A 13,104-nucleotide genomic window follows, 5' to 3' on the forward strand; every position below is an offset into this window, starting at 1 on the left:
CTGTATGTGCGTTATTTGCATGATCTGTCATTTGGCCTTCATGCAGAATGCCTGTATTTTCCAAGACCTCGATGCAAACGCCTGAGCCGTCATGAACCCCGAAAAACTCGAACTGCTGATCACCCGCGAAATGCCCTTCGGCAAGTACAAGGGACGGATCATCGCCGACCTGCCCGGCCCCTACCTGAACTGGTTCGCCCGCGAAGGTTTCCCCCACGGTGAGCTGGGCGGGTTGCTGGCATTGATGCAGGAAATCGACCACAACGGCCTGTCTGAACTGCTGGAACCACTGCGCGCCAAGCACGGCAAACCCGCGCCTCGTCACTAGGAACCCGCACCATGCCATGCAATGCAGCCAACGAAGCGCACTGGCAGGCCATCGCCGACCGCTATGCACTGGAGCCAGGCCCGATCAACCTGGAAAACGGCTACTTCGGGCGCATGAGCCGCGTGGTGCAAGCGCAGTACCTCGAGCACGTCGCGTTTATCAACCGCAGTAACGCGGTGCATGTGCGCCAGCGTTTCGAGCAGGGCGAAAACGTCGAGATCCGCCGCCAACTGGCCGAACTGATCGACGCCGACCCCGAATCGGTCGCCTTCACCCGCAACGCCACCGAAGCCTTGCAGTCGCTGATCCGCAACTACAACCTGTTTACCACTACCCGCAGTGGAGCGGCGTTCGGCACCTGTATCCGGGTGACACCGGGGTTGGCGACATCAACCGCAGATATCCATGCACTGATCAACGCCATCACCGCACTCAGCGCGGACTGAAAAATGTGGGAGGGGGCTTGCTCCCGATTGCAGAGTGTCAGTCAGCGAAAATATCGGCTGATACACCGTTATCGGGAGCAAGCTCCCTCCCACATTTGAAGATGTGTGGGTCTCAAGGTTTTGCGCAGGCAAAAAAAAGCGGTCCGCCGACCAAGCGCACCGCAAAAATGCCGTTAAGCACAGCAACAACGATTCGATGAATCAGCTCAGTCCAGCAGCGCCAGTGCCTCGGCGGTGACTTCCTGGATACGCGCCCAGTCGCCGTTCTTGACCCATTCCGGGTCGAGCATCCAGCTACCGCCCACGCACATCACGTTTTTCAACGCCATGTAGCTCTTGATATTGGCCGGGCCGACGCCGCCGGTCGGGCAGAATTTCACTTCGCCAAACGGGCCGCCCAGGGCTTTGATGGCTGCGACGCCGCCGCTGACTTCGGCCGGGAACAGTTTGAAGCGGCGATAACCCAGGCTATAGCCTTCCATGATTCCGGAGGCATTGCTGATGCCCGGCAGCAGTGGGATCGGGCTGTGGACCGAAGCTTCAAGCAGGTCGCGGGTAATGCCGGGGGTGACGATAAATTGCGAGCCGGCAACCTCCGCGGCTTCGAGCATATGCCGATCGAGCACGGTGCCGGCGCCGGTACACAACTCCGGGCGTTGCTCGCGCAGGACCTGAATGGCCTTGAGGCCGAACTCGGAACGCAGGGTCACTTCCAATGCGGTCAAACCACCGGCTGCCAGGGCGTCGGCCAGTGGCAGGATGTCTTGTTCACGGGCGATGGTGATCACCGGCAGGATCCGCGCCTTGGCGCAGAGGCTGTCGATCAGGGCAACTTTATCCGCCATGGACACGGTCGATTGAGGGCTTTTCATAGCGGCTGATCCTTGGCTCATGGGCACCAGTAAATCTCTAATGTAGGTTGCAAAAATGCGCGAATCGGCATGGCAGCAACGTCGTTGCTGGCCAGCGCGGCGCTCAACGTGGTCAATTTCGAACTGCCGGAGATCGACAGTACGGTGTAGTTCGCCGTAGCCAGCAGCGCGCGACTCATGGTCAGGCGCTGGCGTGGCACGGTCGGCGCGAGCATCGGCCAGCAACGGCGGGTACCGTCGGCCTGCAGGGCTTCGCTCAGGTTCGGACTGTTGGGGAACAACGACGCGGTGTGGCCGTCGTCGCCCATGCCCAGTACCAGCACATCAATGGCTGGCAGTTCGGCCAGCAGGCGATCGGCCTGCTCGGCGGCATCTTCAAGATTGGCGGCGGCGCTGTACAGGCTGAGGAACTTGGCCTTGGCTGCCGGGCCTTGCAACAGGTACTTCTTCAACAGGCCGGCATTGCTGTCGACGTGCTCCACCGGCACCCAGCGCTCATCGGCCAGGCTGACGGTGACCTTGGACCAGTCCAGACCCTGCTTGGCCAGGTTCTGGAAAAACGCCACGGGGCTGCGGCCGCCGGACACCACCAGGGTCGCTTCGCCACGGGCACTGATGGCCGCGCGCAGTTGTTCGGCCACGTCGTTGGCCAGGCCATCGGCCAGCAACGCCGGCGAACGGTACTCATGGGCAGTGACGCCCTGAGGCAGTTTCAATTCAGATATCGCCATACCACGACCTCCCATCCCGCGTGATCAGTGCAATCGAGCTCATCGGCCCCCAGGAACCCGCCGCATACGGCTTGGGCGCATCACCGGATTTTTTCCACCCGGCGATCAACTGGTCACACCACTTCCACGCGGCTTCGATTTCATCTTTGCGAACAAACAGATTCTGATTGCCGCGCATCACTTCCAGCAACAACCGCTCGTAGGCATCGGGAATCCGCGCGCTGCGATAGGTGTCGGAAAAATTCAGTTGCAGCGGACCGCTGCGCAGTTGCATGCCCTTGTCCAGGCCCTGCTCCTTGGTCATCACGCGCAAGGAAATACCTTCGTCCGGTTGCAGGCGGATAATCAGTTTGTTGCTGATCTGCAAGCGCTGCTCGGGGGCGAAGATGTAGTGGGACGGTTCCTTGAAGTGGATGACGATCTGCGACAGCTTTTGCGGCATGCGCTTGCCGGTGCGCAGGTAGAACGGCACCCCAGCCCAGCGCCAGTTGCGGATATCGGCGCGCAGGGCGACGAAGGTTTCGGTATCGCTCTGGGTGTTGGAATTCTCTTCTTCCAGGTAACCCGGCACCGGCTTGCCGGCGCTGTAGCCGGCGATGTACTGGCCGCGTACCACCTGGGTGGTCAGGCCGTCCGGAGTGATCGGCGCCAGGGCCTTGAGCACCTTGACCTTCTCGTCGCGGATGCTGTCGGCGGACAGGTCGGCCGGCGGGTCCATGGCGATCAGGCACAGCAGCTGCAGCAGGTGATTCTGGATCATGTCCCGCAGTTGCCCGGCCTTGTCGAAGTAACCCCAGCGGCCTTCGATGCCGACCTGCTCGGCCACGGTGATTTCCACGTGGGAAATGTAGTTCTGGTTCCACTGGGTCTCGAACAGGCTGTTGGCGAAACGCAGGGCGATCAGGTTCTGAACGGTTTCTTTGCCCAGGTAATGGTCGATGCGGTACGTGCGGTTTTCCGGGAAAAACTGTGCGACAGCGTCGTTGACCTTGCGCGAAGATTCCAGGTCCGAGCCGATGGGTTTTTCCAGCACCACGCGGGTATTGTCCGCCAGGCCGACCTTGGACAGGTTTTCGCAGATCGCCCCGTACACCGCCGCAGGCGTGGCGAAGTAGGCGATCAGGCGCTGCCCGGTGCCGGCTTTTTCAGCCAGGACCACGTAGTCATCGGCGTTCATGAAATCGACGTGAACATACGTCAGGCGCGCCAGGAAACGCTGGGCGATGGCTTCGTCCAGTTCCTTGCCGACGTATTTGCGCAGTTCTGTTTCAATATGCGCCAGGTGCTGTTGCTCGGAACCGGCTTCGCGGGCCAGGGCCAGGATGCGCGTGTCGTCGTGCAAGAGCCCGGCACCATCGAGTTGATAGAGGGCAGGAAATAACTTGCGCAGCGCCAGATCACCCAACGCGCCAAACAGGGCAAAGGTGCAGGGTTCTACCGTTATCGAAGGCATGATGTTTGTTCTTTTATCAAGTTAAGCTACAAATACCTTTTTTCAAGGCATCACTCAAGGAAAAATGTAGTAATAACCACAACATTTTCCCGAAATACGCATTCCGAGTGGTGGTGTTCAGCTACCCTAAGTAGGATAGGCCACCGCAAAGGGCCACTCGTCGATTGGTGACCACCCTTTATTTGCATCGTCGCCCCAAGGAAACACTGTATGGACCGCGTGCGAAATCTTCTGGAACAGATCCGGAACCGCCTCGAAGAATTGAACAAGGCCGAGAAAAAAGTCGCCGAGGTCATCCTGCTCAACCCACAGCAGGCGACCCGCTTCTCGATCGCAGCCCTCGCCCAAGCCGCCTCGGTCAGTGAACCGACGGTCAACCGTTTCTGCCGTTCGTTCGGCGTCAGCGGTTACCCTGAACTCAAATTGCAACTGGCGCAAAGCCTGGCCAGCGGCGCGGCGTATGTCAGCCGTGCGGTGGAGGCCGATGATGACCCCGAGGCCTACACCCAAAAGATCTTCGGCAGCGCCATTGCCTCTCTGGACAGCGCCTGCCAGGCCCTCGACCCGAACCTGATCAGCAAGGCCGTGGACCTGTTGATCCAGGCGCGCCAGATCCACTTCTTCGGCCTCGGCGCGTCCGCCCCGGTGGCCATGGATGCGTTGCACAAGTTTTTCCGCTTCAACCTGTCGGTGACCGCCCATGCCGACGTGCTGATGCAGCGCATGATTGCTTCGGTGGCGCACACCGGCGAGCTGTTCGTGATCATCTCCTACACCGGGCGTACCCGCGAGCTGGTGGAAGTGGCGCGGATTGCCCGGGAAAACGGCGCATCGGTGCTGGGTGTGACCGCCGAGAACTCGCCGCTGGCCAAGGTCAGCACCGTGAGCCTGAACATTCCGCTGCCGGAAGACACCGACATCTATATGCCGATGACCTCGCGGATCATCCAACTGACGGTGCTGGATGTACTGGCAACCGGCATGACCTTGCGCCGTGGCGTGGACTTCCAGCCGCACCTGCGCAAGATCAAAGAGAGCTTGAATGACAGCCGGTATCCGGTTGGCGACGAGTTCAACTGAGGCAGACAATGCCTCCAGCAGTCCCGGCCTCTTCGCGAGCCAGCCCGCGCCCACATTTTGACGAGTCCTACCTTGGAATACGCTTCAAATGTGGGAGCGGGCTGGCTCGCGAAGACGGTATCAGCAACAGCGCTAAACCCCAGCCCTGGCCTGCAAACTCAGATGCGCCCGCTCCCCCGGCGCCAGGCTGGCCCCGGCCATCGCCGACTCCACGCATACAAACCCCGACGCCTCATTAAAACTGACGCCCAACAGCGGCCGGCTGCCCGGGTGCCACACCACGGTGTCGGCGCTGTCGCCGGTGTCGATGCACAATTCGCGCTGCCAGGCGTGGTCCTTGAGGTGTAGCTCGCCCTCATGCTGGAACACGCGCTGACACCCGCCTTCCACGCGCAACTCGCCTTCCTGCTGGCAAGCCTGGCGATTGAGCTGGTCATAACCTTGCGCCCCGTCGAGCCCAGACAGCGCTATCTCACCGACATTGCCAATCCGCCAGTAAGCGTGCAACGCATGGCTCAGTTGGCACGGCAGCTCATCCTGATGCTCGGTACACAAGCGCAACTCCAGGGTTTCGCCCAGGTGCGCGTGCAAGTCCACCTGCCAGTCGCACAACTGCAACTGCCAGTGCAGGCGCACGCCGTCGTCGTCGGTGTTGCTGTCGAGCAGTTTCCAATCGATCAGCCGCGCCCAGCCATGGGACGGCCACGCATTCTCGCTGGGATGCCGGCCATACCACGGCCAGCACACCGGCACGCCGCCGCGAATGGCACCGACTTGTGGCCATTTGGCTGCGCACCACAACCAGGGTTTCTGCCCACGGGGCTGAAAATGCAGCAATTGCGCGCCCTGGCGGCTGAATACCGCCTGGCACAACGGATGGTCGATCACCAACACATCGCGCGTCTGGAAGCGCTCCCAGGCGAACACCGGACGCTCGCGCAGGGATTTGAAAAAGCGTTGCAGCGGATGCTCATGCATGTGCCACGGTCCTGAATATCTTCACAGTGCAACCCAAAAAAAAGCGGATAGCCATGGCTACCCGCAAATGCGCACAGAGAGAAGGAGCTTATCGCAACAGCGTTAGAACACCGACTGAATTTTCAGACCGGCCACCAGCGCGTTGTCGACTTTATCCACGCCGCCCGGGTGGACGACGTATTGCAGGTTGGGACGCACGGTCAGCCAGTTGGTGACGTGGAAACCGTAGTTGATTTCGTAGTTGTACTCGGTGCTGCGCAGCGGTGCGTACAGTGGGTTGTCGTAGTCGCTCACGCCATTGGCAACGTTGAGCAGCTCGGCGTTTTTCTTCACGTCATCGTTGACGTGCAGACGAGCGGCACCAATCCCCACATCGTCTTTTGGACGTGCGTCGAAAGGCCCTTTGTACACCAACATGATCGACTGGTAGTTATCGACGGTGTTGGTGTCCTTGTCGTGGAACGTGGCGTTGGCCGCGATGTTCAGACCACGGGACGCGTCGCCGTTATGGGTAGTGAGTTGCTGTTGTGCAACGAACCAATAGCCTTTTTTGCTGCTGTGGGTACGGTAGGCCGCGCCGGTGGTGGCAGCATCGTTGCCGTTGACGTCTTCACGGACGTCGCTGGCGTCGGCGGCGCTCTTGTAGTAACCCACACGGTATTCGCCCGGCAGGTTATTGACCTTCGGCGACCAGACCAATTCCACCGGGATCACGGTGCCCTTGGTGCCACTGCCGCTGAGTTTGAAGCCGTTGCCGTGCTCCAACTGCGACGGGTTCTGGTTGTACGCACCGATCTGCGCATACAGCTCAGGCGTGATGTGGTACTTCACGCGGATCGCGGCCTGGGCGACCGGCCAGTTGTACCAGGTGCTGACGTAGTTGCCGACCTGGGAGCCGCAGAACGACAGGTTCTGGAAGTCGCACGGGAAGGTGTTGAAGTCTTCGCCTTCACCGAAGTAACCGAGCTTCACGTCCAGCTTGTTGTCGAACATCTGGTGCTGAATCCAGAACTGGGTCAGACGCACCATGTGGCCACGGCCGTACACTTCTTGAGACGAGCTCAAGGTGCCGGCACGCGGATCACCGATACGGTCGTTGGAGATGTTCTGGCCGTTACGGTTGGTCAGCTGGATCTTGGCCTGGGTGTTATCCCAGCCCCACAACTTTTGCAGATCCAATGCCACGCCCAGACCGAACTGGTCAGCGTAACGCGCCGTTTTGTCGTTGTTGTAGCCGCCGCTCAGGTTGCCACCGACTTCGCCGACGTAGTCAGCCTTGATATCGATACCTTGCTCGATCAGCTTGGTCCGCTCGCCGCCCCAATCGCCGGTCATCCATTTGGAATCGGCGCTGAACGCGTCGTCCGCCATCGCATTGGCGGACAGGACCAGGGCTGCCACTGCTGACAATTGGCAGATCAGCCGGGTGTTGTTGTGTTGCTTTTTCATCCCTACATCCTCGTCTTTATTGTTATTAAACTGTTTTTATCTAACGCGGGTTACATTTTTTTTAATAAAAACAACAACTTACCTAATTCAGCGACCCTTGAACTGGGCCACGTTGTCGGCACGATCCTGTGCCGGCAGCGACGCAGCGGTGCCCAGGCGCTCGCCGGTCTTGGCATCGAACAGCAACACTTTGGCCGGATCGAATTGCAGGGTCAGGGTCTCGCCCACCTGCGGCGCCACATCGGGCGCCAGGCGGCAGCAGACCTTGGTGTCATTGAGCTGCACGAACACCAGGGTGTCCGGGCCGGTCGGCTCGGTGACCTGGACTTCGGCACGAATACTCGACGAACCGTTGCCCTCCCCCGTCGCCAGCACGATTTGCTCCGGGCGCAGGCCGAGGATCACGTCACGGTCTTCCAGGCCGGCGTTGCTCATGCTCAGCGGCAGCTCGCAACGCGCCTGGCCGCTGTCGAGCAGCGCTACCAGGCCGCCGTCCTTGCGCTGCAGGCGTAGAGGAATGAAGTTCATCGGCGGCGAACCGATAAAGCTCGCCACGAACAGGTGGGCCGGATCGTTGTAGATCTCTTTCGGCGTGCCGAACTGCTGGATGATGCCGTCCTTCATCACCGCCACTTTGTCGCCCAGGGTCATCGCTTCGATCTGGTCGTGGGTGACGTAGACGGTGGTGGTTTTCAGACGCTGGTGCATCAGTTTCATTTCGGTACGCATCTCGACGCGCAGCTTGGCGTCGAGGTTGGACAGCGGTTCGTCGAACAGGTAGATCTTCGGCCGACGCGCCAGGGCCCGGCCCATGGCCACGCGCTGTTGCTGGCCGCCGGAGAGTTGGCCCGGCTTGCGGTTGAGCAGGTGTTCGATCTGCAGCAGCTTGGCCACCCGCGCCACTTCGGCGTCGATATCGGCCTGGGGCATCTTGCGAATCTTCAGGCCGAACTCGATGTTTTCACGCACGCTCATGGTCGGGTACAGCGCGTAGGACTGGAACACCATGGCGATGTCACGATCCTTGGGGCTCATGCCGCTGACGTCCTGGTCGCCGATCATGATCGCGCCGCCGGTGATGGTCTCAAGGCCCGCGATGCAGTTCATCAGCGTGGACTTGCCGCACCCCGACGGGCCGACCAGGATCAGGAACTCGCCTTCCTTGATCGACAGTTCGATGTTCTTCAAGGTGTCGGGCAGGCCGGCGCCATAGGTCTTGTTTACATTGCGAAGTTCAAGCGTAGCCATGATTACCCCTTGACCGCGCCGGCCGTGAGGCCGCGCACGAAATACTTGCCTGCGATCACATAGACCAGCAGGGTCGGCAGCCCGGCGATCATCGCCGCCGCCATATCCACGTTATATTCCTTGGCCCCGGTGCTGGTGTTGACCAGGTTGTTCAGCGCCACCGTGATGGGCTGCGAGTCGCCGCTGGAGAACACCACGCCGAACAGGAAGTCGTTCCAGATCTGAGTGAACTGCCAGATCAGGCAGACCATGATGATCGGGGTCGACATCGGCAGGATGATCAGACGGAAGATGGTGAAGAAACCTGCACCGTCCAGGCGCGCCGCCTTGATCAACGCATCCGGAATGCTCACGTAGTAGTTACGGAAAAACAGCGTAGTGAACGCCAGGCCGTAGACCACATGGATAAACACCAGGCCGGTGGTGGTGCTGGCCAGGCCCATCTTGCCGAGGGTGAACGACGCGGGCAGCAGCACGGTCTGGAACGGCAGGAAGCAGCCGAACAGCAACAGGCCGAAGAACAACTGCGAACCACGGAAGCGCCAGAACGACAGCACATAGCCGTTCAACGCACCGATGGCGGTGGAAATCAGCACGGCCGGCACGGTGATCTTGATCGAGTTCCAGAAGTAGCCATCCACCGTGGCCCAGGCCTTGACCCAGCCGATGCCGGTGACCACGGTCGGCCAGCTCAACAGGTTGCCGGTGCTGATGTCTTCCGGGGTCTTGAAGCTGGTGAGCAACATCACCACCAGCGGCACCAGGTACAGCAGCACCGCTAAGATCAGCACCGCGTAGATCGCGATGCGGCTCAGGCTGATGGCAGGTTTTGCGGCAAGACTAGTCATTACGCTTGGTCCTCAGCTCGGAGTACAGGTACGGCACGATGATCGCGAGGATCGCACCGAGCATCAGGATTGCACTGGCCGAACCCATGCCCATCTGGCCGCGACTGAAGGTGAACGAGTACATGAACATCGCCGGCAGGTCGGACGAGTAGCCCGGTCCGCCAGCGGTCATCGCCGCCACCAGGTCGAAGCTCTTGATCGCGATGTGCGCCAGGATCATCACCGCACTGAAGAACACCGGGCGCAGGCTCGGCAGCACCACGCTCCAGTAGATGCGCGGCAGGCTTGCGCCGTCGATCTGCGCGGCACGGATGATCGATTGATCGACGCCACGCAGGCCGGCCAGGAACATCGCCATGATGAAACCGGAGGCTTGCCACACGGCAGCGATCACCAGGCAATAGACCACGCGGTCCGGGTCGATCAGCCAGTCGAGACGGAAGCCTTGCCAGCCCCAGTCCCGCAGAAGTTTGTCCAGGCCCATGCCCGGGTTGAGCAGCCATTTCCAGGCCGTACCGGTGACGATCATCGAGAGCGCCATCGGGTACAGGTAAATGGTGCGGATAAAGCCTTCACGACGGATTTTCTGGTCGAGGAAAATCGCCAGCGTCACACCGATCACCAGGGTGATACCGATGAACATCCCGCCGAACAGCGCCAGGTTCTTGCTCGCGACCCACCAGCGATCGTTGTCGAACAACCGCTCGTACTGCGCAAGGCCCGCCCATTTGTAGCTCGGCAGGAACGTCGACGTGGTGAACGACAGCACAAACGTCCACAGGATGTAACCGTAGAAGCCCACCAACACGATGAACATGCTTGGCGCCAGCACCAGTTTGGGTAGCCAGCGCTGCAGGGCATCGAACGGCGAGGCTTTGCTGAACACAGCAACAGAGCTCATGGGAAAATCCAATACAGAGGAAAAGGACTACAGGAACGTGCCGGATGGGGGCCAGGGCTCCCCCATCCGGTCAACCGTTACTTGGCCGACTTGATCGCAGCGCCGAGTTTCTTGGCGGTGTCGGCCGGATCGGCTTTCGGGTCGTTGATGTAGTTGGTCACGACGTCAAAGAACGCACCTTGCACGGCCAGCGTGGTGGCCATGTTGTGCGCCATGCTTGGCTGCAGGCCGCCGCTCTTGGCGTCAGCCAGGAAGTCTTTGGCCGCGGTCTGGGCGCAGGAGTCGAAACCGTAGGATTCCATTTTGTTCAGCATGTCGTTGCGCACAGGGATCGAACCCTTGTTGATGCTGAACACTTTCTGGAAGTTTTCACCCAGCACGACTCTGGCGATGTCCTGCTGACCGGCTGCAGTGCCTTTGTCTTTCTGCTTGAACACCGCCAGGGAGTCGATGTTGTAGGTGAAGGCTTTGTCGGTGCCCGGGAAGGCTACGCACTCGTAGTCTTTGCCGGCGACTTTCTTCGCGGCGGTCCACTCGGACTTGGCCCAGTCACCCATGATCTGCATACCGGCCTTGCCGTTGATGACTTTGCCGGCTTCGAGGTTCCAGTCCTGGCCTTTGCCGTCGACGTCCATGTAGGTCGCGACTTTCTTCAGCTCGGTCAGCGCCTTGACCATTTGCGGGCCAGTCAGCGCGCCGTTGTCCAGGTCAACCAGGGCTTTCTTGTAGCCATCGGCGCCCATCACCGACAGAACGACCGCTTCGAACACGGTGCTGTCCTGCCAAGGCTGGCCACCATGGGCGAGCGCGATGAAGCCAGCGGCCTTGAGCTTGTCGCCGGCGGCGTAGAATTCTTCGAGGGTGGTCGGGTTCTTGGTGATACCGGCTTTCTTGAAGACTTCCGGGTTGATCCACAGCCAGTTCACGCGGTGGATATTCACCGGAACGGCAACGTAGTCACCGTCGTACTTCACGGTATCGGAGACTTTCTTGTCGAGCAGGGAGTCCCATTTTTCTTCTTTGGCCACGTCTTTGAGGACGTCGGTGTCGAGCAAGCCGGTGGATGCCCATTCCTGGATGTCCGGGCCTTTGATCTGGGCTACGCCGGGTGGGTTGCCGGCGACCGCGCGGCTTTTCAGCACGGTCATGGCCGTGGCGCCACCGCCACCTGCGACAGCACCGTCTTTCCAGGTGAAGCCGTCTTTTTCAACTTGGGCCTTCAGGACATCTACAGCCGCTTTTTCACCGCCCGAGGTCCACCAATGCACAACTTCAACCGTCCCTTTCGAGTCGGCGGCAAATGCACTGAGGGGAAACAACGAGGCAATGGAAATAGCGACGGCGAGGCGATTAATCGCGTTCATCTGAGTACCTTTTCTTGTTGTTATGCATGCAAGTCTGGAGCTTGCGCTGCACGGAGTTTAAACAGGGAATTTTTAAGCGCAGGTAACAAAGGGATGCACAAATGTCACCACTTGGTGACATAGCACCCGGAACCCAACGCACTGGCCATGCTCGGCGCCAACGGCAGCGCCGGCAGCAGGACCGCTTGCCAGGCATGGTACAGGTCCGGTTTGCCGCCCCAGATCTTGCTGCTGGGCTGGTTGTGCGGACTGAGTTCGTGGTGCCAGCTGCCGTGGGTACGGTCGATGAAATGGCTGTCGCAAAACTCCCAGAAGCGCCGGTACCAGGTTTCGTAATGCGGCTCGAAGGTGCGTTTGAGCAAGGCCTGCGCGGCGGCGCTGGCTTCGGCGTGGGTCCAGTGCAGGCGTTCGCGCACTACCGGGCGCTGGTTCCAGTCCAGGGTGTAGACGATGCCGGGGGCGCCATCCACGGCCCAGGCGCTGTCGCAGGCGCTGGCGAACAGGCCTTTGGCGTCGGTCACCAGCCAGTCCGGCGTGGCCAGCCCGGCCCGCAGGCGCGCAGCCTCCAGGTGCAATAGCAGCCGCGCCCACTCGAAGCCGTGGCCGGGGGTCACGCCATAGGGGCGGAAGCCGTCGGCGGGGTTGTCTTCGTTGTAACCGCGCAAGGGTGTCCACTGGGCGTCGAAGTGCTCGATCACCATGAACTGGTTGCCGGCGGCGTGGGTGTGGATCACGCGCTCGACGATGCGCAGCGCGCGGTCCAGCCAGCGTGTGTCGGCGGTGACGTCGGCCAGGGCGAGGAACGCTTCCGTCGCGTGCATGTTGCTGTTGGCGCCGCGATAGGCTTCGACGCCGCTCCAGTCCTGGGCAAAGGATTCGAGCATGACGCCCTCCTCCTCGCTCCAGAAAAACTGCTCGATGATCTGGATCGCGTCGTTCAACAGGGCTTGTGCGCCGGGTGCGCCCGCGACCAGCGCAGAACTGGCGGCCAGGGCGACAAAAGCGTGCAGGTAGGCAGCCTTGCCGGTATTGCCATCCACAGCGTGGGGCGCGGCGAACCAGCCACCGTGCGCGTTATCGCGCAGCGCGCCGCTGAGGGCGGCCACCCCATGCTCGACCAGCCCGGCATAACCGGGCAACCCCATCGCGTGAGCCATGGCGAAGCTATGGGTCATGCGCGCGGTGTTCATGGTCTCGGCAACGGCATCGGCCGGCAACTGGCCTTTATCGTCCAGGTTGCCGAACCCGTCGGGCAGGCGCGAAGCCTTGGCGAATGACAGCAGGCGCTGGCCTTCGCTGGCGAGCCAGGCGTGGTGGGCAGGTGCGTTCAGCCAACTGCTGGCAGGCAGTGGTTGGGTGGTCATGGGGAGCCCTTATTATTGTTTGTGGGATGACCGGAGTCTAAA

Annotated in this window: 12 protein-coding genes and 1 pseudogene; 3 read left to right on the forward strand and 10 right to left on the reverse strand. The window is 60.8% G+C overall.

What is annotated here, in order from left to right:
- The first annotated feature begins 91 nt into the window (after window positions 1-91).
- Together INT12_RS00005 and INT12_RS00010 are read left to right on the forward strand one after the other, a co-directional pair.
- Complete coding sequence (locus tag INT12_RS00005) at window positions 92-328, forward strand: DUF3820 family protein (RefSeq protein ID WP_003213031.1); 237 nt, start codon at window positions 92-94, stop codon at window positions 326-328.
- 11 nt (window positions 329-339) lie between these two features.
- Window positions 340-648, forward strand: a pseudogene (locus tag INT12_RS00010) (aminotransferase class V-fold PLP-dependent enzyme); the annotation flags it as partial.
- Window positions 649-980: 332 nt separating this feature from the next.
- Here INT12_RS00010 and INT12_RS00015 read toward each other — a convergent pair.
- The 3 genes from INT12_RS00015 to zwf are packed head-to-tail and all read right to left on the reverse strand — an operon-like array spanning window position 981 to window position 3,830.
- Window positions 981-1,646 (reverse strand): bifunctional 4-hydroxy-2-oxoglutarate aldolase/2-dehydro-3-deoxy-phosphogluconate aldolase, encoded by a 666-nt coding sequence (locus INT12_RS00015; RefSeq protein WP_017847191.1) that lies wholly within the window; start codon window positions 1,644-1,646, stop codon window positions 981-983.
- 17 nt (window positions 1,647-1,663) lie between these two features.
- Window positions 1,664-2,377: a 6-phosphogluconolactonase gene (gene pgl / locus INT12_RS00020; protein WP_046382287.1), complete on the reverse strand. Its 714-nt coding sequence runs from the start codon at window positions 2,375-2,377 to the stop codon at window positions 1,664-1,666.
- On the reverse strand, window positions 2,364-3,830 hold the full coding sequence (zwf, locus tag INT12_RS00025) for a glucose-6-phosphate dehydrogenase (RefSeq protein ID WP_193040304.1): 1,467 nt from the start codon (window positions 3,828-3,830) through the stop codon (window positions 2,364-2,366). Before zwf ends, pgl begins: the two co-directional genes overlap by 14 nt.
- A gap of 219 nt (window positions 3,831-4,049) precedes the next feature.
- Here zwf and INT12_RS00030 point away from each other — a divergent pair, with 219 nt between their 5' ends.
- On the forward strand, window positions 4,050-4,910 hold the full coding sequence (locus INT12_RS00030; protein WP_169850571.1) for a MurR/RpiR family transcriptional regulator: 861 nt from the start codon (window positions 4,050-4,052) through the stop codon (window positions 4,908-4,910).
- Between the two features lie 132 nt (window positions 4,911-5,042).
- Here the strand turns inward: INT12_RS00030 and INT12_RS00035 are convergent, their stop codons facing one another.
- From INT12_RS00035 to INT12_RS00065, 7 genes are all read right to left on the reverse strand, one after another.
- Complete coding sequence (locus INT12_RS00035; protein WP_017847187.1) at window positions 5,043-5,888, reverse strand: D-hexose-6-phosphate mutarotase; 846 nt, start codon at window positions 5,886-5,888, stop codon at window positions 5,043-5,045.
- 102 nt (window positions 5,889-5,990) lie between these two features.
- Window positions 5,991-7,337: a carbohydrate porin gene (locus tag INT12_RS00040; protein ID WP_017847186.1), complete on the reverse strand. Its 1,347-nt coding sequence runs from the start codon at window positions 7,335-7,337 to the stop codon at window positions 5,991-5,993.
- An 87-nt stretch (window positions 7,338-7,424) separates the two neighbouring features.
- Window positions 7,425-8,585, reverse strand: coding sequence for an ABC transporter ATP-binding protein (locus tag INT12_RS00045; protein WP_193058735.1), 1,161 nt, complete (start codon window positions 8,583-8,585; stop codon window positions 7,425-7,427).
- Between the two features lie 2 nt (window positions 8,586-8,587).
- Window positions 8,588-9,433, reverse strand: a complete 846-nt coding sequence (locus INT12_RS00050) for a carbohydrate ABC transporter permease (protein WP_046382285.1) — start codon at window positions 9,431-9,433, stop codon at window positions 8,588-8,590.
- Complete coding sequence (locus tag INT12_RS00055; protein WP_026140056.1) at window positions 9,426-10,334, reverse strand: carbohydrate ABC transporter permease; 909 nt, start codon at window positions 10,332-10,334, stop codon at window positions 9,426-9,428. Before INT12_RS00055 ends, INT12_RS00050 begins: the two co-directional genes overlap by 8 nt.
- Before the next feature lie 77 nt (window positions 10,335-10,411).
- Window positions 10,412-11,698 carry an ABC transporter substrate-binding protein gene (locus tag INT12_RS00060; protein WP_017847182.1) on the reverse strand — a complete coding sequence of 429 codons (1,287 nt, stop codon included), beginning with the start codon at window positions 11,696-11,698 and terminating at the stop codon, window positions 10,412-10,414.
- Window positions 11,699-11,802: 104 nt separating this feature from the next.
- The gene (locus tag INT12_RS00065; protein WP_017847181.1) at window positions 11,803-13,062 is read right to left on the reverse strand and encodes an AGE family epimerase/isomerase; all 1,260 of its coding nucleotides are present in this window, start codon (window positions 13,060-13,062) and stop codon (window positions 11,803-11,805) included.
- Window positions 13,063-13,104 lie beyond the last annotated feature (42 nt).

It is taken from the genome of Pseudomonas sp. K8 (assembly GCF_014889455.1).
GTDB lineage: Bacteria > Pseudomonadota > Gammaproteobacteria > Pseudomonadales > Pseudomonadaceae > Aquipseudomonas > Aquipseudomonas veronii.